This window comes from Kribbella sp. NPDC049174 (genome assembly GCF_043197365.1).
GTDB lineage: Bacteria > Actinomycetota > Actinomycetes > Propionibacteriales > Kribbellaceae > Kribbella.
On sequence record NZ_JBICSZ010000011.1, the window covers coordinates 82,992 to 106,345 of the forward strand.

At 68.2% G+C, this 23,354-nt stretch carries 23 protein-coding genes; 14 read left to right on the forward strand and 9 right to left on the reverse strand.

The features are described 5' to 3' along the window. Positions 1-136: 136 nt before the first annotated feature. The 3 genes from ACGFIF_RS38245 to ACGFIF_RS38255 all read left to right on the forward strand — a co-directional run bounded on the left by ACGFIF_RS38245 (position 137) and on the right by ACGFIF_RS38255 (position 7,119). Entirely contained in the window at positions 137-1,606 is a 1,470-nt protein-coding gene (locus ACGFIF_RS38245; RefSeq protein WP_393161596.1) for a PrsW family intramembrane metalloprotease, read from the forward strand. A gap of 90 nt (positions 1,607-1,696) precedes the next feature. Continuing rightward, positions 1,697-5,443, forward strand: a complete 3,747-nt coding sequence (locus tag ACGFIF_RS38250; protein WP_393161598.1) for an AAA family ATPase — start codon at positions 1,697-1,699, stop codon at positions 5,441-5,443. Then, complete coding sequence (locus ACGFIF_RS38255) at positions 5,440-7,119, forward strand: ABC transporter (RefSeq protein WP_393161600.1); 1,680 nt, start codon at positions 5,440-5,442, stop codon at positions 7,117-7,119. The genes ACGFIF_RS38250 and ACGFIF_RS38255 overlap by 4 nt, the downstream gene beginning before the upstream one ends. A 248-nt stretch (positions 7,120-7,367) precedes the next feature. On the opposite strand, the gene ACGFIF_RS38260 is transcribed toward ACGFIF_RS38255, so the two are convergent. After that, positions 7,368-7,985 carry an SRPBCC family protein gene (locus ACGFIF_RS38260; protein WP_393161602.1) on the reverse strand — a complete coding sequence of 206 codons (618 nt, stop codon included), beginning with the start codon at positions 7,983-7,985 and terminating at the stop codon, positions 7,368-7,370. Between the two features lie 78 nt (positions 7,986-8,063). Beyond that, a complete protein-coding gene (locus ACGFIF_RS38265; protein WP_393161604.1) occupies positions 8,064-8,621 on the reverse strand; it encodes a single-stranded DNA-binding protein in 558 nt (185 codons plus the stop codon). A 148-nt stretch (positions 8,622-8,769) separates the two neighbouring features. On the opposite strand from ACGFIF_RS38265, the gene ettA reads away from it, so the two are divergent. Beyond that, positions 8,770-10,452, forward strand: a complete 1,683-nt coding sequence (gene ettA / locus ACGFIF_RS38270) for an energy-dependent translational throttle protein EttA (protein WP_393161606.1) — start codon at positions 8,770-8,772, stop codon at positions 10,450-10,452. A 131-nt stretch (positions 10,453-10,583) separates the two neighbouring features. After that, a complete protein-coding gene (locus tag ACGFIF_RS38275) occupies positions 10,584-11,075 on the forward strand; it encodes a DUF1269 domain-containing protein (protein WP_393161608.1) in 492 nt (163 codons plus the stop codon). A 94-nt stretch (positions 11,076-11,169) separates the two neighbouring features. On the opposite strand, the gene ACGFIF_RS38280 is transcribed toward ACGFIF_RS38275, so the two are convergent. After that, the gene (locus ACGFIF_RS38280; RefSeq protein WP_393161610.1) at positions 11,170-11,571 is read right to left on the reverse strand and encodes a hypothetical protein; all 402 of its coding nucleotides are present in this window, start codon (positions 11,569-11,571) and stop codon (positions 11,170-11,172) included. Positions 11,572-11,766: 195 nt separating this feature from the next. Between ACGFIF_RS38280 and ACGFIF_RS38285 the strand changes: the two genes are divergently transcribed. The 3 genes from ACGFIF_RS38285 to ACGFIF_RS38295 are packed head-to-tail and all read left to right on the forward strand — an operon-like array spanning position 11,767 to position 13,201. Then, a complete protein-coding gene (locus ACGFIF_RS38285; protein WP_393161611.1) occupies positions 11,767-12,105 on the forward strand; it encodes an ArsR/SmtB family transcription factor in 339 nt (112 codons plus the stop codon). After that, positions 12,102-12,578: an SRPBCC domain-containing protein gene (locus ACGFIF_RS38290; RefSeq protein ID WP_393161612.1), complete on the forward strand. Its 477-nt coding sequence runs from the start codon at positions 12,102-12,104 to the stop codon at positions 12,576-12,578. Before ACGFIF_RS38285 ends, ACGFIF_RS38290 begins: the two co-directional genes overlap by 4 nt. Continuing rightward, positions 12,575-13,201, forward strand: coding sequence for a dihydrofolate reductase family protein (locus ACGFIF_RS38295; protein WP_393161614.1), 627 nt, complete (start codon positions 12,575-12,577; stop codon positions 13,199-13,201). The genes ACGFIF_RS38290 and ACGFIF_RS38295 overlap by 4 nt, the downstream gene beginning before the upstream one ends. 1 nt (position 13,202) lies before the next feature. Here ACGFIF_RS38295 and ACGFIF_RS38300 read toward each other — a convergent pair whose 3' ends face one another. Beyond that, positions 13,203-14,087 carry an aminoglycoside phosphotransferase family protein gene (locus tag ACGFIF_RS38300; RefSeq protein WP_393161616.1) on the reverse strand — a complete coding sequence of 295 codons (885 nt, stop codon included), beginning with the start codon at positions 14,085-14,087 and terminating at the stop codon, positions 13,203-13,205. 43 nt (positions 14,088-14,130) lie between these two features. Next, positions 14,131-14,586: a MarR family winged helix-turn-helix transcriptional regulator gene (locus ACGFIF_RS38305; RefSeq protein WP_393161618.1), complete on the reverse strand. Its 456-nt coding sequence runs from the start codon at positions 14,584-14,586 to the stop codon at positions 14,131-14,133. A 92-nt stretch (positions 14,587-14,678) separates the two neighbouring features. Between ACGFIF_RS38305 and ACGFIF_RS38310 the strand changes: the two genes are divergently transcribed. Then, complete coding sequence (locus ACGFIF_RS38310) at positions 14,679-16,046, forward strand: FAD-dependent oxidoreductase (protein WP_393161620.1); 1,368 nt, start codon at positions 14,679-14,681, stop codon at positions 16,044-16,046. On the opposite strand, the gene ACGFIF_RS38315 is transcribed toward ACGFIF_RS38310, so the two are convergent. Then, the gene (locus ACGFIF_RS38315; RefSeq protein ID WP_393161959.1) at positions 16,043-16,501 is read right to left on the reverse strand and encodes a MarR family winged helix-turn-helix transcriptional regulator; all 459 of its coding nucleotides are present in this window, start codon (positions 16,499-16,501) and stop codon (positions 16,043-16,045) included. The two genes, ACGFIF_RS38310 and ACGFIF_RS38315, sit on opposite strands and share 4 nt — an antisense overlap. A gap of 144 nt (positions 16,502-16,645) precedes the next feature. Here ACGFIF_RS38315 and ACGFIF_RS38320 point away from each other — a divergent pair, with 144 nt between their 5' ends. Further along, positions 16,646-17,221, forward strand: coding sequence for a YceI family protein (locus ACGFIF_RS38320; protein WP_393161622.1), 576 nt, complete (start codon positions 16,646-16,648; stop codon positions 17,219-17,221). A 71-nt stretch (positions 17,222-17,292) separates the two neighbouring features. Here ACGFIF_RS38320 and ACGFIF_RS38325 read toward each other — a convergent pair whose 3' ends face one another. Beyond that, positions 17,293-17,892, reverse strand: coding sequence for a TetR/AcrR family transcriptional regulator (locus ACGFIF_RS38325; protein WP_393161624.1), 600 nt, complete (start codon positions 17,890-17,892; stop codon positions 17,293-17,295). A 73-nt stretch (positions 17,893-17,965) separates the two neighbouring features. Between ACGFIF_RS38325 and ACGFIF_RS38330 the strand changes: the two genes are divergently transcribed. From ACGFIF_RS38330 to ACGFIF_RS38340, 3 genes are read left to right on the forward strand one after another with little or no spacing between them, the layout of a single operon-like run. Next, positions 17,966-19,111 carry an acyl-CoA dehydrogenase family protein gene (locus ACGFIF_RS38330; RefSeq protein ID WP_393161626.1) on the forward strand — a complete coding sequence of 382 codons (1,146 nt, stop codon included), beginning with the start codon at positions 17,966-17,968 and terminating at the stop codon, positions 19,109-19,111. Between the two features lie 13 nt (positions 19,112-19,124). Then, the gene (locus tag ACGFIF_RS38335) at positions 19,125-20,345 is read left to right on the forward strand and encodes an acetyl-CoA C-acetyltransferase (protein ID WP_393161628.1); all 1,221 of its coding nucleotides are present in this window, start codon (positions 19,125-19,127) and stop codon (positions 20,343-20,345) included. Then, on the forward strand, positions 20,345-21,100 hold the full coding sequence (locus ACGFIF_RS38340; protein ID WP_393161630.1) for an SDR family oxidoreductase: 756 nt from the start codon (positions 20,345-20,347) through the stop codon (positions 21,098-21,100). The genes ACGFIF_RS38335 and ACGFIF_RS38340 overlap by 1 nt, the downstream gene beginning before the upstream one ends. Here ACGFIF_RS38340 and ACGFIF_RS38345 read toward each other — a convergent pair. Next, positions 21,097-21,669 carry a TIGR03086 family metal-binding protein gene (locus tag ACGFIF_RS38345; protein ID WP_393161632.1) on the reverse strand — a complete coding sequence of 191 codons (573 nt, stop codon included), beginning with the start codon at positions 21,667-21,669 and terminating at the stop codon, positions 21,097-21,099. The genes ACGFIF_RS38340 and ACGFIF_RS38345 overlap by 4 nt on opposite strands. A gap of 53 nt (positions 21,670-21,722) precedes the next feature. Here ACGFIF_RS38345 and ACGFIF_RS38350 point away from each other — a divergent pair, with 53 nt between their 5' ends. Next, on the forward strand, positions 21,723-22,697 hold the full coding sequence (locus ACGFIF_RS38350) for a helix-turn-helix transcriptional regulator (protein ID WP_393161634.1): 975 nt from the start codon (positions 21,723-21,725) through the stop codon (positions 22,695-22,697). On the opposite strand, the gene ACGFIF_RS38355 is transcribed toward ACGFIF_RS38350, so the two are convergent. Beyond that, on the reverse strand, positions 22,688-23,233 hold the full coding sequence (locus ACGFIF_RS38355; RefSeq protein WP_393161636.1) for a hypothetical protein: 546 nt from the start codon (positions 23,231-23,233) through the stop codon (positions 22,688-22,690). The two genes, ACGFIF_RS38350 and ACGFIF_RS38355, sit on opposite strands and share 10 nt — an antisense overlap. Positions 23,234-23,354 lie beyond the last annotated feature (121 nt).

Sequence of the window (23,354 nt, forward strand, 5' to 3'; positions counted from 1 at the left end):
GAGTCTCTCAGATGGGAGGTGAATCGTGCGCGTGGGTTATCGGTGGGCGGGTCGAAGTACAGGCTTGTCGTTCCATCCCGGTAACGCTGCGTGGGCGGTCCTGCCACCGGATCGGCTCTCCAACTAGGCTGCGGGCATGAGTTACCCCTCACCAGGCCCGGCCGGCTCGCCGCAACCCGCGGCAGGGTCGGCGTACTCGCCCGGCGGACCCTACCCGCAGCCGAACGTCCTGGGCAGCCATCCGGTCCCCGGCCAGCGGCGCAACCAGGGCATCCTGATCGGCATCGTGATCGCGGTCGTGTTCGCGATCGCGGGTCTGGTGATCTTCAGCATCGTGGCCAAGTCGACCGGCGCGGGCGGCTTCACCTGGGGCCTGGTGTTCGCGTTCGTCCCCGTCGTCCCGGTGATCGCGCTGTATCTCTGGCTGGACCGGTACGAACCGGAGCCGACCAAGTACATTCTGTTCGCGCTCTGCTGGGGTGCCTTCATCGCGACCCTGGTGGCGCTGTTCATCAACACCAAGGTGTCCATGCTGCTGGAGGAGACCGGTAGCGGCGGCTTCCGGTCGGCCGTGTTCGTCGCGCCACCGGTGGAGGAGTTCGCCAAGGGCGCCGTGATCCTCCTGCTGGCGCTGATCCGGCGCAAGGAGTTCGACGGCATCATCGACGGCCTGGTGTACGCCGGGATGGTCGGTGTCGGCTTCGCCTTCACCGAGAACATCCTCTACTACGGCCGCATCTTCAGTGAGCTCTCCCAGGAGGCCGGCAGCGACGCCGGTCTGCGCGGTGTGTTCGTACTGTTCTTCCTGCGCGGCTTCCTGTCCCCGTTCGCGCATCCACTCTTCACCTCGTTCACCGCGATAGGTATCGGGATAGCGGTCCGACATCGCAGTACGGCGGTCCGCTTCCTGGCCCCGCTCGTCGGCTACCTGACCGCCGTGCTCGCCCACGGCCTGTGGAACGCGGTCGCGAGCTGGGCCAACGGCACCGGCTTCCTGATGGCCTACCTGTTCCTGATGGTGCCGATCTTCATCGGCATGGTCGTCTTCGCCCTGGTGATGCGGTCCCGGGAAGGGAAGATGATCGCGTCCCGGCTGTACGACTACGTCCGATTCGGCTGGCTGGTCGCCCCCGACGTACCGCTGATCGCGACACTGCGCGGCCGCAAGGCGCTGCGGCAGAACGCGAAGCGGTACGGCGCCGAGGCCGAAGCGGCCGCGAAGGCGTTCCAGCAGAACGCGACCGACCTGGCCTACCTGCGGGACAAGATCGTCCGCCAGGTGATCGGGCCGGACGCGCTGCAGACCGAGAAGCGGCTGCTGGACGAGCTGCGGGCCCGGCGGCCGAGTGTGCCGTTCCCGCCGATGCCCGCCTTCGCCCAGGCGGCACCTCAGTTCCCGGGGCCGGGTGGACCGCAGGGGCCGCCGTCTCTGGGCCCGCCTCCGCCGGTGCCGGGCGGTCCGCCGCCCGGTGGTTATCCACCCGCTCAGGCGGGATATCCCTCGGGTCAAGCCGGTTACCCAGCGAGCCAGTCCGGTTACCCACCGGGACCCCCTGGTCAGCAAGGACCGCCGGGGGGATACGGTCCGTATCCACCATCGCAGTGACTGCCACCCGTCCACGCCGCCACACGGGGATGACGATGACTTTGCTTCTGCGCTGTCCGACCGGGCACTCTGTGCTCGTGGGCGGACACCGTGGCTGACACCAGGTCAGCAGCTGGTGAGGGTTCGGAGCCGCGGGTTCCGGACCGGGATCAGCCTGCCCAGGAGCTGGCGAACCTGATCGCCCAATCGGATGCCAAAGGCAAAGGTTTCTGGCGCCGCCGGCGCCGCAAGCCGGCCGGCACCCCGGAAGCCCCGCCAGCTGGTACGACGCCCGCCGCCGCCGAGCCGAAGCCGACCGAGCCCGCGGCCGAGGCGAACGCGGAGTCCACAGCCACCGCGACCCAGGCGCCCGAGGCTCAGACGACGGAATCCCAGTCGTCCGAGGCTCGGTCAACCGATGTTCAGGCGTCCGATGCTCAGGCGTCCGATGCTGCGGCGTCCGATGCTCCGGCGTCCGAGACCGGCGCCGCCGCGGCGCCTGACGTGAAGGCGGGCTCTGAGAAGCCAGCCGATGATTCGGCCAAGCAGTCGGCCGCACCGCCGGCCGCTGAAGATACGGCAGGCGGTGCGGCAGACGCCTCGGCTGGTGAAGCTCAGGACGCCGAGTCGTCGGCTGCCGACGTACCCGATGGCAAGGACGCCGCCACCGCCGAGCAGCCTGCTGGCGACGAATCGCCTGCGGAGGAAGCTCCTGCCGCGGAAGCTACCGCTGAGGGATCCGCTGCAGGCGAGCCTGTGGCGGAGAAGGCTGCCGCCGAGTCGGCTGAGGCTGAGGCGTCGCGCCCGGCCGTAGGCGTCGTGTACGAGCCGGACGAGTCTCCGGACGGCTTCCCGCTGGAGTTCGGCAACATCATCGTCGGCCTCCCGAAGCAGTCCGGTGCGGTCGGCGCAGCTGAGCAGGCCCAGGCGGTAGCTGACCCGTCTGCACAGAGCGGACCCGCGAACGAGCCCGCCGAGGCGGCACAAGAGGCCTCAGAAGCCACCCCAGAGGCATCCGACAAGCCCACCCCGGCCGACGCCGCTGAGTCGACCCCGACCGGCGACAAGGCCCACCCAGCGCCGTCGGACGACGAAACCGCCCCCGCCGAGCCCGCCGCGACAGCTGCGTCCACAGAAGCAGACTCCACCGACGAGCAGCCGGAGGCCTCTGGAGAGTCCGACGCGATCTCCGAGCAGTCGGAGGACTCCGCGCAGTCCGACGCGGCCGCCGAGGCTGAAGCGGGGCTGGAGTCCACGGACGAGCAGTCCGCTGATGACCAGCCGGCTGCTACAGATGCCGAGGCGGCGTCGGGCGAGGCCGACGAGACACCTGAGCAGTCCGAGGCATCTGAGCAGTCCGGAACGGCTGAGCGGTCCGACGCGGCGCCTGCGGACAACGGAGCAGCTTCCAGCGAGCCCGAGGCCGCAACCGAGCAGCCCGAGGGCACTGACCAGGCTCAGGCAGCAGAACAGGCCGAGGCGACGTCCGAGGGATCCGAAGCGACGGACGAACAGCCCGGCGGGGCGTCTGGTGCCGACGGGGCAGAGTCTGACGGCGACGAGCCTACTGACGTAGAGGCTGAGGGCTCGGCCGAGCAGCCGGACGTGGAGTCCGACCCGGCCGAGCAGCCCAACGAGGGATCTGAGTCCGAGGACGCCGGGGCCGAGGATGAGCAGACGGTTGGCGTGGAGGCTGAGGGTTCGGCTGAGGAGCCGGCCGACGCTGCTGACCAGTCCGCCGAGCCTGGCGAGGGGTCTGCGTCCGAGGACGCGGAGTCCGATGGCGAGCAGTCGGCCAGCGCGGAGGCTGAGGAATCAGCTGAGCAGCTGGACGGAGCGGTGGATCAGCCCGGTGCGGAGTCCGCGGCCGATGGCGCGGGGTCCGATGGCGAGTCGGCTGACGCTGAGGCTTCAGGCGGGCAGGCGGCGGCGGGGGACGAGCAGGCCGGCGCGGAAGGTGAGGGCTCGGCCGAGCAGTCGGGCGCGGATGCCGACGAGGCCGGCGCGGCGGCGGCTTCCGGTGGGGCAGAGGCTGGTGGTGAGCAGTCGGCTGGTGCGGAGGGTGACGAGGCTCAGTCGGCTGAGGATCCTGACGAGTCGGTTGAGGAGCCTGAGGAGCTGACTGCTGCTCAGATGGCTGAGCGGGTGGCTGCTGAGCAGGCTGCTATGGCGTTGATTACGGCGCTGATGCGGTTGCGGGGGGCTCTGGCTACGAGTCAGTTGCCGATTGATGTGGTGGGGGCCGACGAGGCTCGGCAGCAGCAGAAGGCGATGCTGGATCAGCTGGACGACTACATCCTGCCGCGGCTGGTGCAGCTCGAGGCTCCGGTGCTTGCAGTTGTCGGTGGGTCGACCGGTGCGGGCAAGTCGACGCTGGTGAACACCATCATCGGCAAGGTCGTCAGCGAGCCTGGCGTACTGCGCCCGACCACTCGCTCGCCTGTCTTGATTCACCACCCGGCCGACGCGGAGTGGTTCGCCGGCGACCGAGTGCTGCCCGGTATGGCGCGGTCCAGCGGCGACCGCCCGGGTGGAACGGAGGACCCGGGCCAGTTGCGGTTGGTTGCCGCCGACACCGTTCCGCAGGGGCTCGCGATCCTGGACGCCCCCGACATCGACTCGGTCGTCGAGGCGAACCGGGATCTCGCCACGCAGCTTCTGGCCGCGGCGGACCTCTGGCTGTTCGTCACCACGGCCGCCCGGTACGCCGACGCCGTACCGTGGGACTTCCTGCAGAGCGCGTCCGACCGCAGTACGGCGGTCGCCGTGGTGCTGGACCGGGCACCGGAAGACACCATCGACGACATCACCGGGCACCTCGCGCAGATGTTGCTCGAGCGTGGGCTGGGTGATTCGCCGTTGTTCTCGATCCGGGAGACGGTTGTCGACGGCAACGGCATGCTGCCGTCCGATACCGTTGCCTCGATCAAGGACTGGCTGATCGACCTGGCGGCCGACGCGGAGGCGCGCGCGGCAGTCGTCCGCCGTACCCTGCACGGTGCCGTCACCGCGATGGTCAAGAAGACCCCGCCGTTCGCGGCCGCGGTCAAGGCCCAGGCCGAAACATTGATCGAGCTGCGGTCGACGGCCGAGACGGCGTACGACCGGGCCGTCAAGGACATCGCGAAGGCGACGCAGGACGGCACGCTGCTGCGCGGAGAGGTGCTGGCCCGCTGGCAGGAGTTCGTCGGCACCGGCGAACTGCTGAAAGGCCTGCAGACCAACGTCGGCCGGTTGCGCGACAAGATGAAGGCGTCGGTCGTCGGCAAGCCGCCGCCGACCCGGGATCTCAACGACGCGGTCGAGTCCGGCCTGGAGTCGTTGCTGCGCGAGCACGCCGAGGCGGCCGCCGAACGAGCCGAGGAGTCGTGGCAGTCGACGGCCCCGGGCCGCCAGTTGCTCGCCGTGGGCGATCGTGACCTGGGCCGGATGTCGAAGGACTTCCCGGCCGCGGCCGGACGCGCGGTCCGCGACTGGCAGGGCTATGTGCTCGACCTGGTCCGCAAGGAGGGCGCCGACAAGCGCTCGACCGCCCGCATCCTCGCGTACGGCGTGAACGGCCTGGGCCTCTCGCTGATGGTGGTGATCTTCGCGAGTACGGCGGGGATCACCGGTGCCGAGGTGGGTGTGGGCGCCGGAACCGCCGTGGTCGGGCAGAAGTTGCTGGAGGCAGTCTTCGGCGATCAGGCCGTTCGGACCCTGGTGACCAAGGCCCGCGAAGATTTAGACGGTAGGGTTCATGCTCTGATGGATGCTGAATTCGCCCGCTATCTGGCTGTCCTCGACCAGCATCCGGTCGATCCCGAGGCGGCCAGGCAACTGACGGAGGCCGCGCGCGCGGTGGAGGACTGCACGTGACGGGAATTGTGGATACGGTCAAAGGCCTGGTGAGGGGCTCGACCGATGTCCTGACGAAGATCGAGGCGCTGGAGGCGGCCGCGGAGGCCGGCCAGGGCCGGCTGGACCCGGTGGTACTCACCGAGGCCACGCAGATCGTGGAGCGGGCCGGACATCGGCTCAGGATGTCCGGCGAGCTGACCGTGGTCGCGCTGGCCGGTGCGACAGGTTCCGGCAAGTCGTCGCTGTTCAACTCGATGACCGGTCTCGACCTGGCCGCGATCGGTACCCGCCGGCCGACCAGCTCGATGCCGCTCGCCTGCGTGTGGGGTGAGGAGCCGGCCGGCGAAGTGCTGAACTGGCTGGGGATCCCGCGTCGTCACCAGGTGCAGCACCGCAGCTCCCTGGAGGAAGCGCAGTCGGAAGACCTGGATGGTCTGGTCCTCCTCGACCTGCCCGACCATGACTCGACCGAGGTCGAGCACCGCTTGATCGTCGACCGGCTCGTCGAGCTGGTCGACATGCTCGTGTGGGTGGTCGATCCGCAGAAGTACGCCGACGCCGCGCTGCACAACCGCTACATCAAGCCGTTCGCCTCGCACTCCGGTGTGATGGTGTTCGCGCTGAACCACATCGACAAGCTCACGCCGGACCAGCGCAAGAGCTGCCTCAACGACCTCGACCGGCTGCTCAAGGCGGATGGCCTCAAGTCGCCGAACGTGGTGGCCACCTCCGCGGTGAGCGGCGACGGCCTGGACGAGCTGCGTGCCCTGCTGGTCAAGCGGGTCAACAACAAGCGGGCCGCGCGTGAACGGCTCGCCGCTGATGTCGATCGTGTGGCGGACCGGATGGCAAGCCAGTGTGGCAATGCCAAGACTCCGGAGATCGCCAAGAGCGACATCACCGAGCTCGTCGACGCACTGTCCGACGCGAGCGGTGTCCCGGTCGTCGTCGATGCGGTACGCCGTTCCTACCTGCAGCGTGCTGGTGCCGCGACAGGGTGGCCGGTGACCAAGTGGCTCGGTCGGTTCCGGCCGGATCCGCTGCGACGGTTGCACCTGGATCAGGTGTCGAGGCAACAAGGCAAGGCGCTGCGCAAGTCTGCGTCCCACGAGGTCGCGATCGCCCGATCTTCGTTGCCTGCGGCAACACCGGTGCAGCGGGCCCGGATGGACACCGCCGTCCGCACCATCACCAACAAGGCCGCCGAAGGGCTGTCCCGCCCGTGGGCCGACTCGGTTCGCACGGCGATCCGCCGCCGCGAGGAGTCGCTCGGCGACGAGCTCGACCAGGCAGTTGCCCGGACCGACCTGGGGGCGAGCAACAACCCCGGTTGGTGGAGCGCCATGCGGTTCGTCCAGTGGGTGCTGTTCCTGGTGGCGCTCGGCGGTGGGCTGTGGCTCGCCGCGTTGGCCGTGTTCGGCTTCCTGCAGTTGGACGATCCGCCGCTGCCGGAGTGGAACGGCATCCCGTACGCCACGATCATGCTGATCGGCGGCGCCGTCCTGGGAGTCTGCGTCTCGTTCGCCTGCCGCCTCTTCGCCACCAGCGGAGCCGCCCGCCGCGGCCGCCTGGTCGCCAAGGCGCTGCGCACCGAACTGGAAAAGGTTGCCGACAGCCACGTTGTGGCGCCGGCCCGCGAAGAGCTCGCCGCCTACACCACCTGCCGCGACAGCCTGACCACCGCGCGCCGCTAGATCGCCACCGTCCTGGACTTTGCAGGAGGTGCAGGGCGACCGAGGGAGCGTGCCCGGTGGACGATCGTGGAGCGCCGACCGGGGAGCGCCTTGCGCAGGCACACCCCGGTCGGAGGCATCGGTGGTCCGCGGGGGAGCGCCTTGTACATGCACTCCCCGGCGGAAGACGTCGGTGGTCTGCGGGAGAGCGCCTTGTACCTGCACTCCCCGGCGCGACACGTCGGTGGTCTGCGGATGCTCCGCTTGGGTCAGACCTCTGCGTCGGGTGCGTACTGGGCCATGGAGATCTTGGCGGCTTCCGCGAGGTCGGCTTCTGAGGTGGTGCCGGAGGAGCGGATCGCTTCGATCCAGACGCGGACCGACTGCTCGTTGTACTTGATGACCTCGGGGGAGTTGGACATCTCGACCGGGTCGGTGTCCTCGTCGAGCTCGCCGTCGACGTAGAGAGCGAGGCCGAGCAGGCCGCCGTCCCAGCCCGGGCCGACCCAGAGCGCTCCGGAGCCGCCGGGGGCCGGGGCTTCGCCCATCGAGTGCTCGAGCTCCAGCTCGGTCGAAGCGCCGGGGCCTGGGAGCAAACGGAGCTCGAGCAGACTGGTCGGGCCGCCGAAGGTGACCTTGAACCGCTTCGGCGGCTCGCACTCCAGGATCTCGCCGCCGGCGTTCTGCTCCAGCTGGAAGGTGCCGCCGACCTTCAGGTCGCCGGAGACCGGCAGGAACCAGCGCCGCATCCGCTCCGGATCCGTCAGCGCGTCCCAGAGCTCCTCGGGCTCGGCCTGGTACGACCGGCGCATCACGACGGTGACCGTCTCGCCGGTCCGGCTGACTTCGCGCTGAACCGCGTTGATGTGCTCGAGGATGTCGATCACGGCTGTTTCCCTCTCGTGTCCGGCTGTTGTGCAGCCCAGAATGCCGCTCATCACTTATATAAGTCAAGACTGAGATAGTCATGCCGCCTCCGACTCCCGGGTGGTGGGGGTGAGCGGGATCGAAGCGGCCGTGAACTCGTCGGCCGGGAATGGTGAAGCGGTCGCCTCCGCCGGGCCGGACGAAGGTACGACGCCCAGCGCGCCGGCGGACGCGGCCGGCTCGAAAGAGGTTGCCTCGCCGGCGGTGGCTGACGCGGTGACTGGGCGTGGCGGGTTCTTGGTGAAGGTCGTCGTACCCCGGGTGAGGTCGTGGCCGAGGGAGAAGGCCTCCAGGACGACGCGGCTGCGCGATTCGCCGGTTTCGTCGGTCCATTCGTGGGTTCGCAGCCGGCCGCTGACGATGACCGGCTGGCCGACATGCACCGATTCGAAGGCGTTCTGGGCCAGGGCACGCCAGCACTCGACGGCGAACCAGGTCGTCGGTTTGTCGACGTACGTGCCGAGAGTGCGGTCGTACTGCCGTGGTGTCGAGGCGATCCGGAACGTCACCCGGGCCGTCTGTCCGCCGATCTCCTTGAAATCCGGTTCGCTGCCGACCCAGCCCTGCACTGTCACATAGGTCTCGCCGAGGCTCATGATGGCCACCTTCCGTCCGATCGCGGATGCGCTGTCACCGGAGAAGATGCAGGCGGCGCGGCACGTTCCCTGGGACCGATTCCTGATCTGTGGACAACTGAGAGGGCGGGTTGGGTTCAGGTGGGGGCGAGCACATAGGCTCTGGGGTATGGCGGATTTCATCTACACCCTTCGCAACGTCCGGAAGGCACACGGCGACAAGGTCGTTCTCGACAACGTCACGCTGAACTTCCTGACCGGTGCGAAGATCGGCGTGGTCGGGCCCAACGGCACCGGTAAGTCCTCGCTGTTCAAGATCATGGCGGGGCTCGATCAGCCCTCCAACGGCGAAGCGCGGCTGGCCGAGGACGCGACGGTGGGAATCCTGCTGCAGGAGCCGCCGCTGACCGAGGGCAAGACGGTTCTGGAGAACGTCGAGGAAGGCGTCGGCGACACCAAGCAGAAGCTGGACCGCTTCAACGAGATCTCCGCCGAGCTGGCCGACCCCGACGCGGACTACGACACGCTGCTCGCCGAGATGGGCGATCTGCAGACCGAGCTGGACCACCGCAACGCGTGGGACATCGACGCCCAGCTCGAGCAGGCGATGGACGCGCTGCGCTGTCCGCCGGCCGACGTGCTGGTGGACAACCTGTCCGGTGGTGAGCGTCGCCGGGTCGCACTCTGCAAGCTGCTGCTGCAGCAGCCCGACCTGTTGCTGCTCGACGAGCCGACCAACCACCTGGACGCCGAGTCCGTGCAGTGGCTGGAGTCGCACCTGCAGAAGTACCCGGGCGCCGTCATGGCGATCACCCACGACCGGTACTTCCTGGACAACGTTGCCGAGTGGATCCTGGAGATGGACCGCGGCAAGACCTACGGCTACGAGGGCAACTACTCGAAGTACCTGGAGACCAAGCAGGAGCGGCTCGTCGTCGAGGGCCGCAAGGACGCCAAGCGGCAGAAGATCCTGGAGCGCGAGCTCGAGTGGGTCCGGTCGAACGCGAAGGCCCGGCAGACCAAGAGCAAGTCCCGCCTGGCCCGGTACGAGGAGCTCGCGGCCGAGGCGGAGCGCGCCCGCAAGGTGGACGTCGACGAGATCAACATCCCGCCGGGTCCGCGGCTGGGCAGCACCGTGCTCGAGGTCAGCAAGCTGGAGAAGGGCTTCGGCGACCGCAAGCTGATCGACGGCCTGAGCTTCTCGCTGCCCCGGGCCGGCATCGTCGGCATCGTCGGCCCGAACGGTGTCGGCAAGTCGACGCTGTTCCGGATGATCGTCGGCGAGGAGCAGCCGGACGCGGGCAGCCTCAAGTTGGGCGAGACGGTCAAGATCTCCTACGTCGACCAGTCGCGCGGCGGCCTGGACCCGAAGAAGACCGTCTGGCAGATGGTGTCCGACGAACTCGACTTCATCAAGGTCGCGAACTTCGAGGTGCCGAGCCGGGCGTACGTCGCCTCGTTCGGCTTCAAGGGTCCGGACCAGCAGAAGCCGACCGGCGTCCTGTCCGGCGGTGAGCGGAACCGGCTGAACCTGGCGCTGACGCTGAAGATGGGTGGCAACCTGCTGCTGCTCGACGAGCCGACCAACGACCTGGATGTGGAGACCCTGCAGTCGCTGGAGGACGCGCTGCTGGAGTTCCCGGGCTGTGCCGTGGTCGTGTCCCACGACCGGTGGTTCCTGGACCGGGTCGCAACGCACATTCTGGCCTGGGAGGGCACCGAGCAGGACCCGGCGAAGTGGTTCTGGTTCGAGGGCAACTTCGCGTCCTACGAGGCGAACAAGGTCGAGCGCCTTGGACCGGATGCGGCCAGGCCGCACCGGGTCACCTACCGCAAGCTCACTCGCGACTGACCGAGCTCCAGCACAGGCCTGCGCCGGCGACCGTCGGCGTGGGCCGACTCTCATCCACCTAGGGTGAGGCGGTCATTCTCCCGTCGGAGCACGCTGCCAATGATCACACGGCAGCCGATGGGAGCAGCGCGATGGCGACACTGACCGTTTGGAAGTTCGACAACCCCAACGGGGCGGGCGAAGCGGCCTCCACTCTGGAGGGGCTGGGCAAACAGGGCCTCATCAACATCCATGACGCCGCCACGGTGTCATGGCCGTCGGATGCGAAGAAGCCCAAGACACGTCAGTTGCACAGCTTGACGGGTGCGGGTGCGATGGGCGGCATGTTCTGGGGGATGCTGTTCGGGCTGATCTTCCTGGTGCCGCTGCTGGGTGCGGCGATCGGGGCAGCGGCGGGTGCGTTGGCCGGTTCGATGAGCGACGTGGGCATCGACGACGACTTCATCAAGTCCGCGCGCGACAAGATCACCCCGGGCACGTCGGCGCTGTTCCTGATGTCGAGTGACGCGGTGACCGACAAGGTGAAGGCGGCCTTCGACGAGCGTTCGATCAAGCTCGAGCTCATTCAGTCCAACCTGTCGAACGAGCAGGAGGCGGCCCTCCGAGAGATGATCTCCGGCTAGGACGTCCGCTGCGGTAGCCGGCCGGCCTCACCCCTGACGGGTGAGGCCGGCATCGGCGTGACCATCGCGGTCCGAGGGGGGAGCCGGTCAGCGATCACGCGAGACTTTCTCGTGCCTCGCTCCAGCGGGCGGTGAGTGCGAACAGTACGACGGTGCCGAGCGCGATCATCAGCAACGACCAGACCGGGTACGCGCCGAGCCATGCGACCTGGATCACCAGGTACAGGCCGATGATCACGATCGCCGTGATCCGGGCCCAGCCCTGTGCCGCGAGCAGACCGCCGCCGGCCGCGAGCATGAGCAGACCGGAGATCAGGAGCACCCAGCCCAGCCCGGTCACATCGACCACGACAAGGTTGCCGGGCACCAGCGCCAGCCGCTCGTCGTCGACCAGCGCGATGATTCCTTGGAAGATGTTGATCACGCCTGTCACCAGCAGCATCGTGCCGGCGAACAGGACCCAGCCGGCCCAGGCCGGACTTCCCTTCAAGGCCATCTGCGATATCCCTTCTCGCTGCCTGAGCCGCCACCGGAGCCGGTGGCGGTGTGTCGCACCTGGATGTTCGCCGGTCACAGCGCGGAACGGATCACCCGGCAGGGATGAGCACGCAGCGTGATTCGGCGCGTCCGGATGAGGTGACGTAATACTTAGCCCTTGCGCTAAGTATTTGGCCGCGCAATACTTAGCCTCATGGCACAGTATTCGGCGGAGATCGACGGTGTGTTCGTCGCCCTCGCGGATCCGACCCGGCGCGGTGTGATCCGGCGGCTCGGCCGCGGCCCGACGAGCGTCGGCGAGCTCGCCGGTGAGTTCCCGATGACGCTGCCGTCGTTCATGAAGCATGTCCGCACGCTGGAGAGCAACGGCCTGATTCGCACGGTCAAGGTCGGCCGGGTGCGCACCTGCGTGCTCAACCGCGACCGGCTCTCGCTCGTCGACGACTGGCTTGCCGAGCAGCGCCGGACCTGGGAAGAGCGGACCGACCGGCTCGAACGTTTCGTCACCGATTCACTGGAGGAGCAGGCATGAACCCGGATCTCGACCTGACCCTGGAGCGCGTCATCCACGCTCCGCGCGCCGTGGTCTGGAGGGCCTGGACCGATCCGGCCCGGTTCGCGCAGTGGTGGGTGCCGGCGCCGGCCGTGTGCCGGGTCGAACGACTCGACGTCCGCCCCGGTGGTGCGATCGTGACGCAGCTGAGCGACGACGGTGTGCGGTTCGGACCGCATCTCGACGCGACCTTCCTCGTGGCCGACGAGCTCGAGCGCCTCGTGTACACGAACGCGATCGACAGCAGCTGGCGTCCGGCGAATCCCGCACCGATCGCGATGACGGCCGAGATCAGACTGGCCGATCACCCGGACGGCACGGACTACCGGATCATCGTCCGGCACGGCGATCCGGACGCCCGCGCTCTGCACGAGAAGCTCGGCTTCGCCGATGGCTGGGGTTCGGTGACCAAGCAACTCGCCGATGTCGCGGAGAGCGAGGTCTCGCGATGAAGCTCGTCCTGACCGAGTTCGTCTCCCTCGACGGGGTCAGCCAGGGGCCCGGCTCGCCGACCGAGGACACCAGTGGCGGTTTCACCCGGGGCGGCTGGCTCGTGCCCTACCTGGACGAACAGTTCGTCCGGCGTACCTCCGACTGGCTCGACCTGGCCGACGCGATGTTGTTCGGACGGCGGACCTACGAGGCGTTCGCCCGGGACTGGCCGCAGATCACCGATCCGGACGACCCGTACTCCGCGCGGATGAACTCGCTGCCGAAGTACGTCGTGACCAACACCCTCACCGAGGGGACTTGGCACCCGACCACCGTGCTCCGCGGGGACGCGGTCCAGATCGTCGGGAAGCTCAAGACGCAGCCAGGGCGTGAGCTTCAGATCCACGGGAGCGCGCGACTCGGCAACGCCCTGCTGGCAGCCGGTCTCGTCGACACGCTCAGGCTCGTCGTCGCGCCGACCGTGGTCGGATCAGGGCGACGGCTGATGGAGCACCCGAGCGAGGCCATCGGCCTTCGACTCGTCGAGCAGGAAGTCACGCCGAGCGGCCTGCTGGTGCTCGAGTACCAGGCGGCCGGCGTCGTCCCGGTCGCGGAGTACGAAGGGGTCAGTGCCTTTGTGTAGTTCAGGCCTCGGCTCGGTGATCTGCGAGGACTTCGGTGATCACCTGGTGGCTGCTCTCCGAGGAGTCGTAGGTGATGAGGGCCTTCCAGAGGGCCCAGGCGCGGGCGCGGGCCCAGGTGCTGGCGTCCTGGCCGACGGCGGTGCGGAACACCTCGCGGGAGGCGCCGCTGAAGAACGTGTAGGCGATGACCAGGTCGCAGGCCGGGTCGCCGACTCCTGACGTGCCGAAGTCGATCACGGCGGACAGGCGGCCATCCTGCACCAGCAGGTTGCCGCTCGCGATGTCACCGTGGAACCACACCGGCGCCCGGTCCCACAACGTCGCCAGCGCGGTCTCCCAGACTTCGCGAGCCAGGTCGGTGTCGATCCGGCCCTTCAGCACGGCGAGCGCCGCGATCGTCTCGTCGTGGTAGTACTCCGGCGGCGCACCGCGGTAGAAGCTGTGCGCGCCGGCTGCCGGCCCACCGGTCGCGTCGCAACTCTGCAGCGCGACGATGAACTCCGCGATCGAGCGGGCGAAGCCGGAGAGGTCCGCAACGGTGTCGCGCGACGCGGTCTGGCCGTCGATCCAGCGGCGGATCGCCCAGTGGTACGGATACCCCTGACCCGGCTCACCCTTGGCCACCGCCTCGGGGATCGGCACCGGCAGCGCCGGAGCCAGGATCGGCAGCCAGTGATGCTCCTTGTCCACGGCCGCGGTGTAGCTCTCGTGCGTGGGCAGTCGTGCCGTCAGCTCCTCGCCCAGGCGGTACGTCCGGTTGTCCCAGCCGTCGATCTTGACCGGAGTCACCGGCAGGTCGGCCCAGTGCGGGAACTGGTCCGCGATCAAGCGCCGTACCAGTGCCGCGTCGATCCCGGCCCGTCCGTCTTCGTGAAAGTCCGTCACGCCACGCGATTCTCCGGGGCGTAGTGGAGGGTGTCCAAAGCTTTTAGTTCTCGGCTACAACGTCTGACTCGGAACCGATCGCGTCGGCCAGGAATGCGGAGATCGTCCGGAGTTCGTCAGCGCTGCGTGTCGCCAGTACAGCGTGCATCCGCGCGCCCTGCTCGGCGTACAGCGGCACGAGCTTCTCCTGGATCGCCTCCGGCGACGGGGTGACCACGACCTTGCGACGGTCGTGCGGGTCGGGCCTGCGGGTGACCAGCCCCAGGGTCTCCAGCCGGTCGATGACGCCGGTGACCGTACCGGAGGTGAGGCCGGTGTGCTCGGCGAGCTGTCGCGGTGTCAGCGGGCCGTACGTCTGCAGCAGCGTCATGAACTGGGAGTCGCTGGCGCCCAGGCCCACCTTCGCGGAGACCGCGTGGTTGAACAGGATGACATCCGCGATCAGCCGGACCATGCGCTGCTGGATCTCGGCGGCGAGCTCTTCTCGGGAACTGGTCATGGTTCGCCTCAGCATAGGGCTTGTGTTTCTCTCGGATCTCCAAGATACTCGGATTACCAAGATACTTGAAGATCCGAGATAAGGAGCTGGACATGAAGGTGCTGGTGATCGGCGGCGGGACCGGTGGTCTGGCGCTGGCGCACGGGCTGAAGCGCGCTGGGGTCGGTGTGACCGTGTTCGAGCGGGACGCGCTGCGGACCGACGGCCTGCACGGCTATCGGGTCGGGATCGATCCGGACGGCAGCCGGGCGCTGCATGCGCTGCTGCCGACGGAGTTGTACGACACCTTCGTGGCGACCAAGGCCCGCGACCCGAAGTACTTCAACATGCTCACCGAGGACCTCAAGGAGGTCCTGTCGCTCGACCTGCCGCCGGCCACCGACCCGGTGGAGAGCGAGAAGTCGATCAGCCGGATGACGCTGCGCCAGGTGCTGCTGACCGGGCTCGAGGATGTGGTCGAGTTCGGCAAGGAGTTCACCCGCTTCGAGCAGGAGGGCGATCGCGTCACGGCGTACTTCGCGGACGGGACGCACGCGACCGGGGACCTGCTGGTGGCGGCCGATGGGGCTCATTCCCGCGTACGACGCCAGTACCTGCCGCAGGCGAAGACGGAGGAGACCGGGATCATCGCGATCGCCGGGAAGCTGCCGATCATCGAGGAGAGCGCGAAACTCGTGCCGCCGAAGGTGTTCGAGGGGATCACGATGGTGAACGCTCCGCGCGGTCTGGCCTGCATCCTGCACGTGATGGAGTTCCAGTGGGATCGCGACGGGAAGGTGAAGAGCGGCATCGGTGGCAACACCGAGGAGCTGATCCGGCGCTGGCCGGGGCTGCAGTTCGACAACACCCGCGACTACATCAACTGGGGTCTGTCGGCGACGGCGGACAAGTTCCCGGCGAACGTGATGGAGCTGCGCGGGCACGAGCTGATCGATGCGGCGCTCCGGCTGACTCCGGGATGGCATCCGAACCTGCGCCGCCTGTTCGAGCTGACCGATCCCGGCACCTGCTTCCCGGTGAATATCTGGACCTCGGTCCCGCTCGAGCCGTGGCAGACGACCAACGTGACGCTGCTCGGCGATGCGATCCACACCATGACGCCAGGGCGCGGAGTGGGGGCGAACACCGCGCTGCGGGATGCGGTAAACCTCTGCCGCGCGCTGATCGAGGTCCGCGACGGCACCAAGCAACTGCTGACGGCCGTAGGTGACTACGAAATGAGGATGATCGAGTACGGCTTCGATGCGGTGAACAAGTCACGGGCGCAGATGACGGCTGACGACCCAGTGCACAAGCCTGTGATCGGGCGGGTGGCGCTGGCAGGCATGCGTACGGCGATGCGCGCGGTCAACCACCTTCCACCGGTCAAGCGCCGGATGCGCGACTCGATGCTGGCCTACCGCGGCGCTGACCGGGGCGAGCTGACGCTGGATATCACGCCCGCCCAGGTCAACCGTTAGCGCTGGCCGATGTGCTCCGAGACGGCGTCGAAGACGCGTCCGACCGCGGCGAAGTCGTCCGGGTCGGCCAGGTCGACGAGGTTGTCGCGGACGCCTTCGACGTGAGTCGGGGCGGCCTGCTCCAGGAGGGTCAGTCCGGCGTCGGTGAGCTCGGCCCACACACCGCGCTTGTCACTCGTGCAGGACGTACGGCGGACCAGTTCGGCGGCCTCGAGGCGGCCCACGGTGTGGGTCAGCCGGGAGCGGCTCTGGTGCAGCCGGTCGGCCAGGTCGGCCATCCGGAGCCGGCGGTCCGGGGCTTCGGAGAGCCGGACCAGGATCTCGTAGTCGTTGATACCGATGCCGAACTGACGCAGGTCGTCGTCCAGCTTCGCCATCAGGCGCGCGGTGCCCAGCAGGTACGCGCGCCACGCCACCTGCTGCTCGGCGTTGAGCCACCGGGTCTCAGTCGTCATCGTCACGGGATCAGTGTACCGGGAATGTAGTTGACTTTTAAACCGTTGATGCCTACTGTCGTAGTCAACAGGTTGAAATTTGAACTTCCCTGCCTGCGTCGCCCCCGACCAGTACGTCCCCCACGTAAGACTCGAGAGGAACCAATGAGCGAGACCGTTACCACCGGCACAACCCCGACCAGCACCATCCCCGGCCTGGTCGCCGGTACCTACGCGATCGACCCCGCGCACAGCGAGATCGGCTTCACCGTCCGGCACCTGATGACCAAGGTCCGCGGCACCTTCCAGGAGTACGCCGGCGAGATCGTCGTCAAGGACTCCTTGGAGGAGTCGACCGCCAACGTCACCGTCGAGCTGGCGTCCGTCCACACCCGCAGCGAGCAGCGCGACGGCCACCTGCGCTCCGGCGACTTCTTCGACGCCGAGAACAGCCCGAAGATGACCTTCACCAGCACCGCCCTGAAGCCGGAGGGTGACGACTACATCCTGGCCGGTGAGCTGACCATCAAGAACGTGACCAAGCCGATCGAGCTCGCGGTCGAGTTCCTCGGTGTGGACCAGAACGCCTACGGCCAGACCATCATCGGCTTCGAGGCCTCCGCGCAGATCAGCCGCAAGGAGTGGGGCATCGACTTCAACGTGCCGCTCGAGGGTGGCAAGCTGCTGATCGGTGACAAGGTGGACATTCACCTCGACGTCCAGGCCGCGCTCCAGGTCTGACGCAGCAGGTCTGACCACAGCAGGTCTGACGCAGCTTCAAGGCCCCGCACCCACAAGGTGCGGGGCCTTTGCTATGCCTGGACCATGCGATGGGCGAGGTCGGCGTACAGCGTGCCGAGCGCCGCCGGGTCGCCGCGGTGTGGCGTGTACCACCGGGCCACGTCGATGGCGAGAGACAGTACGGCGAGCGTCGTACCTGGGAGGTCGTCGACGGTGAAGGAGCCGTCCTGGACGCCGTCGGCCAGGACCTGCTCGATCTGGGCCGAGATGGCTCGCCGGATGACCGCCACCTCGGCCAGGTGCTCGGGGGAGAGGGCCGCGAGTTCGTACTGGACCACGCGGGCGATCGTGTGATGCTCGGCGTGCCAGGCGGTGAACGCGGCAATCATCGAGCGCAGCCGATCCTCGGCCGAGGATCCGGTGTCGGCCGACCGCAGTACGTCGAGAGCGGCGCGGTGCCCGTAGAGGCTGATCTCGAACAGCAGGCGTTCCTTGGACGGGTAGTGCACGTAGAGCGCGGCCGGGCTCATTCCCGCCCGCGACGCGATGTCGCGGGTGGTGGTGGCCTGGAAACCCCGCTCGGCGAACGCGTCGATGGCGCCGGTCAGCAGCCGGCGCGCGGCGGCCGGCTGGACGTGCTCCCAGACGAGGGGGCTGGTGACTGCGGACACGTTGACACCCTGCCTCAAGTTCGCGAAGCTAAGCAAGCGCTTAGCCATTTGTCTCACATCCTCTGGAGGCCCCATGGAACGCGTCATCTTCGGTGCGGACCACCATGCTTTCCGGGCCAGCGCGAAGGAGTACTGCGACCGCTCGCTGGTGCCGCGGATGGAGCAGTTCCTCGAGGAGAAGACGATCGAGCGGGCCGCCTGGCTGGAGGCCGGCAAGCAGGGCTTCCTCGGGCTGGACGTGCCGGAGGAGTACGGCGGGTCGAGCGTCGGCGACTACCGGTTCAACGCGGTGTTCGCCGAGGAGGTGTCCAAGGTCTCCGCGTCGCTGTCGAGCTGCTTCGGCATCCACTTCGACTGCGCGGCGCCGTACCTGGTGGATCTGGGCACCGAGGAGCAGAAGCAGCGCTGGCTGCCGAAGTTCTGCTCCGGTGAGTACGTCGCCGCGATCGGGATGACCGAGCCGTCGGGCGGCTCCGACCTGGCCGCGCTGAAGACGACCGCGAAGAAGGCCGACGGCGGCTGGGTGGTGAACGGGTCGAAGACCTTCATCACCAACGGCGACATGGCCGATCTCGTCATCACCGCGGCCCGCACCGACCCCGCCAAGGGCGCGAAGGGCATCAGCCTGTTCGTGATCGAGGAGGGGATGGACGGCTTCGCCCGCGGCCGCAAGCTCGACAAGGTCGGCCAGACCGAGTCCGGTACGTCGGAACTGTTCTTCGAGGACGTGTTCGTCCCGGACGAGAATGTGCTCGGCGAGGTGGACCGGGGCTTCATCCACATGATGGAGCGGCTGGCCCAGGAGCGGGTCGGCGCCGCGGTGTCGAATATCGCGCAGGCCACCCAGATCCTGGCCGAGACGATCGAGTACGTGAAGCAGCGCAAGGCGTTCGGCCAGTCGGTCGGCTCGTTCCAGTACAACAAGTTCCTGGTCGCCGAGCTTGTCACCAAGGCCGAGGTCACCCAGGCGTACGTCGACAATGCGATCGTCGCGCACGACGAGGACCGGCTGTCCGCCGTGGACGCGGCGAAGGTGAAGTGGTGGAGCGCCCACGTGCAGAACGAGATCCTGGACGCGTGTGTGCAGTTGCACGGCGGCTACGGGTACATGAACGAGTACCGGGTGGCGCGCGCCTGGCGGGACGCCCGGGTGACGAAGATCTGGGCCGGCTCGAACGAGATCATGAAGGAACTCATCGGCCGCGACCTCGGCCTCTAGGAAGGACCTGGCAATGCCTGAAGCAGTCATCGTGTCCACCGCGCGTTCGCCGATCGGCCGCGCGTACAAGGGGTCGCTCAAGGACATCCGGCCGGACGATCTCGCCGTACAGATGATCAAGGCGGCGGTCGACAAGGCCGGGCTGACCGGTGACCAGATCGAGGATCTGGCCGTCGGGTGTGCGGAGCCGCACGACGAGCACGGCGGCAACATGGCCCGCCGGATCGCGGTACAGCTGGGCTGGGACAACACGCCGGCGACCACGGTCAACCGGTTCTGCGCGTCGTCGACCCAGACCGCGCGGATGGCCTTCCACGCGATCAAGTCGGGCGAGGGCGACATCTTCGTCAGTGCCGGGGTCGAGTGCGTGTCGCGGTACAAGAACTTCGGCTCGGCCGGAGTCGGCGACCCGAGTTCGTTCAACGAGATCTTCGCCGACGCGGTCCAGCGGACCGAGAAGTACGCCGAGACCAACGACACCTGGCACGATCCGCGCGAGGACGGGCTGATCCCGGACATCTACATCTCCATGGGTCAGACCGCGGAGAACGTGGCGACGCTGAAGGGGATCAGCCGGGCCGACCAGGACGCGTTCGGCGTCCGCTCGCAGAACCTGGCCGAGAAGGCGATCGGCAACGGCTTCTTCGACCGCGAGATCGTCCCGGTGACGCTGCCGGACGGCACCGTTGTGAGCAAGGACGACGGTCCGCGGGCCGGGACCACGCTGGAGAAGGTCAGCCAGCTGCAGCCGGTGTTCCGGCCGGACGGCACAGTCACGGCCGGCAACTGCTGCCCGCTGAACGACGGCGCCGCGGCGGTCGTGATCATGAGTGACACCAAGGCCCGCGAGCTCGGCCTCACCCCGCTGGCGCGGATCGTGTCGACCGGTGTCAGCGGCCTGTCGCCCGAGATCATGGGCCTCGGTCCGATCGAGGCGTCGAAGCAGGCGCTGGCCCGGGCCGGGATGAGCATCAACGACATCGACCTGGTCGAGATCAACGAGGCCTTCGCGGTCCAGGTGATCGGCTCGGCGCGCGAGCTCGGCATCGACGAGGACCGGCTGAACGTGCACGGCGGTGCGATCGCGCTCGGCCACCCGTTCGGGTCGACCGGTGCGCGGATCATGACGACGCTGGTGAACGGGCTGCAGTTCGAGGACAAGCAGTTCGGCCTGGAGACCATGTGCGTCGGCGGCGGCCAGGGGATGGCCGTCATCCTGGAGCGTCTCAGCTGATGTCGTTGCAGGACCGTACGGCGATCATCACCGGAGCGTCCCGGGGGATCGGGCTGGCGATCGCGCAGCGCCTGGTCGCCGACGGCGCGCGCGTCGTCATCACCGGCCGCACCCAGGAGACGCTCGACCAGGCGGTCGAGTCGCTCGGCGGCCGGGACCACGCCTTGGCCGTCGCGGGGAAGGCGGCCGACCCGGAGCACCGGGCGAGTGTGGTCGCCGCCGCGGTGGCGACGTACGGATCGGTGGACCTGCTGGTGAACAACACCGGCATCAACCCGATCTACGGCAAGCTGCTCGACGTCGACCCGGTCGTCGCGACCAAGATGGTCGACACCAACGTGCTGGCCACGATCGCCTGGGTGAAGGCCTGCCGGGACGCGTGGATGCGCGCCCACGGCGGCGCTGTCGTCAATCTGTCCTCGGTGGCCGGCCTGGCGCCGTCGCCGGGGATCGGCTGGTACGGCGCGACCAAGGCGATGCTGTCCCGGGTGACGGCCGAGCTGGCGGTCGAGCTGGCCCCGGAGATCCGGGTCAACGCAGTGGCTCCGGCGGTGGTGAAGACCAAGTTCGCCGGAGCCCTCTACGAAGGCCGTGAGGACAAGGTCGCCTCGACGTACCCGCTGCAACGGCTGGGTACGCCGGAGGACGTCGCCTCGCTGGTGTGGTTCCTGCTCTCGGACGAGGCGTCCTGGATCACCGGCCAGACCATCACCATCGACGGCGGCCTCACCCTCAACGGCGGGATCGTCGGCTAGGGCTGGCGGCCTTGCCAAGCGGCCAGCTGGTCGTACGGCGGAGCGTCGTCAGACACCGGTACGACGGGGCCGAAGGGGACATGCCCGCCACGGGGCTCGGCCGGGATGAACTGCTGGACCAGTGGCAGCAGGTAGGTTGCCAGGTCGTCGTCGAGCCAGTCGAGGCGGCCGGTCGCTTTCGCCAGGTCCCACGAGTGCGTGGTGAGCTCACCGGTGTAGGCGGCGATGGCTGCTGCGCCGGGGAGGGTGCCCCAGGGCAGCTTGCAGGTCTGGTGGAGCACAGAGTCGTCGGACAGGGTCAGGTCGAGTCGCGCCCGGCGTTCTTTCCAGGTGCCCATGACGTCGGTGGTAGTGGTGACTGACGGGATGTCCAGTGCGTTCCCGCCGGTGAGAGCAAGGTTGATCCGGCCCACCACCGAGAGCAGGTGACCCTGCAGGGCGCGGACGTCGTACACCGGGCACGGGGTCGGCAGGTCGAGGTCGTCGGGCTCGACCGCGTCGATCAGCTGCTGAATCTGGTCCAGGGCACGGACGAACATCGGGCGTGGGTCGTTCACGAAATCGGTCATGAAGACAGCCTCGGGGAGGATATGAGACATCTTCTGTCGCATATCCTGAAGCTGTGCGAGCCGACCGGTTGTTGCAGATCATCCTGTTGCTGCAGCGCCATGCGCGGTTGAGTGCACGGGAGCTGGCCGAGCGGCTGGAGGTGTCCAGGCGGACGGTGATGCGGGACATGGAGGCCTTGTCGGCGGCCGGCGTACCGGTGTACACCGAGCGCGGTCGCAATGGCGGATGTGTGCTGTTGCCTGGTTACCGCGCTGACGTGAGTGGTCTGACGCCGCGGGAGGCGCAGGCGCTGTTCGCGTGGTCGGGGCGGGCTGCTCTGTCGGAGGAGCTCGGGCTACGGGACGCGTTGCAGTCCGCGATGGGCAAGCTGTCGTCGACGTTGCCGTTGGAGCTTCAGGATGATGCTGAGGCCTTGTCGGGTGCGATCGTGGTGGACCGTCGCCGGTGGTTCGCGGAGGTCGAGGACACCGGGGCTTTGCCCGTACTGCGCCAGGCCGTGGTGACTCGGCGACGGGTGCGACTGCTGTACGCGTCGGCGAGTGCTGGGCAGCCTCAGCGTCGTACGGTCGATCCGTGGGGGCTGGTCGAGCAGGCAGGCCGTTGGTATCTCGTTGCTGCGCATCGTGGGGTGGCGCGGATGTACCGGGTGTCGCGGGTGCAGCAGGTCGACGTACTCGAAGAGCACGCGGACCGGCCGCCTGACCTGGACGTGCGAGTGGAGTGGGACCGGCTGCGCTCCGGACTCGAGCAGAACATGCCGGTCGGGGTGGATGTGGTCGTGAGAGTCCGTCCGGAAGTGGTTGAGCAGGTACGGCGGATTGCCTCGCCGATGCTGGCCAAGGGGGAGCAGGCGCGGGACGTACTGTCGGACGACGACTGGCCGCACCTGGCCATGCGGTTCCGGGTGCGTGAGGCGGCCTGCGGCGTGCTGCTGGGGTTCGCCACCGACGTCGAGGTGCTCGAGCCGCCGGAGATCCGCGAGCGCATGCTGGAGCTCGCGACCGCGGCGGTGCGGACCTACGGCTGAGCCGGCCGGGTGGCGACGAAGCGTTGCCGGACGATGATGTTGCCGTCGGCATCTTCGTCCTCGTTGCGCCAGTGGAAGCCGGATTCGCTGATGTCGGTGAAGATCCAGCGGGTCTTGGCAGCCAGCGGCTCGCGGGCGTCGAGCGTGATGGAGTTCTCGCCGGGGTGACCGATGAACGTCATCACGAAGGCGTGCTTCGGACCCATCCAGGTGGACCGGAAGGCTTGCAGCTCCGGGTCGTGGATGCGGATGGTGAGACCCCATTCGCCGTCGCCGTCGGTGGGCCTGGCGGCCCGGCTGGGAGTGATCCAGATGTCGGCGACCGCCCGTCCGTCCAGGGCCCAGGCGAAGTGCCACTCGCCCTTGGTCTGCCGGGTGACGTTGCCGTCCTCGTCGTACCAGCTGACGTCGAGATCCCAGCTGCCGATGAGTCGCGCGAACGGCTGGAAGGCCGCGGCGAACTCGGGTCGTGGCTTGTCGGACACCATCAGGCCGGCCAGCACCTCGGCGGCGGCCACTCCATCTGTAACCTGCATACCCGCTATTTACTCCTGACACCCGTGGGGTCTGTCAAGAGCAGGAGAGGGTCCGCGGACTGCCCGCCGCCGGTGACCACGTCGTGTCCCAGCACGATGGCACTTCCGGCGGTCGGGGCGA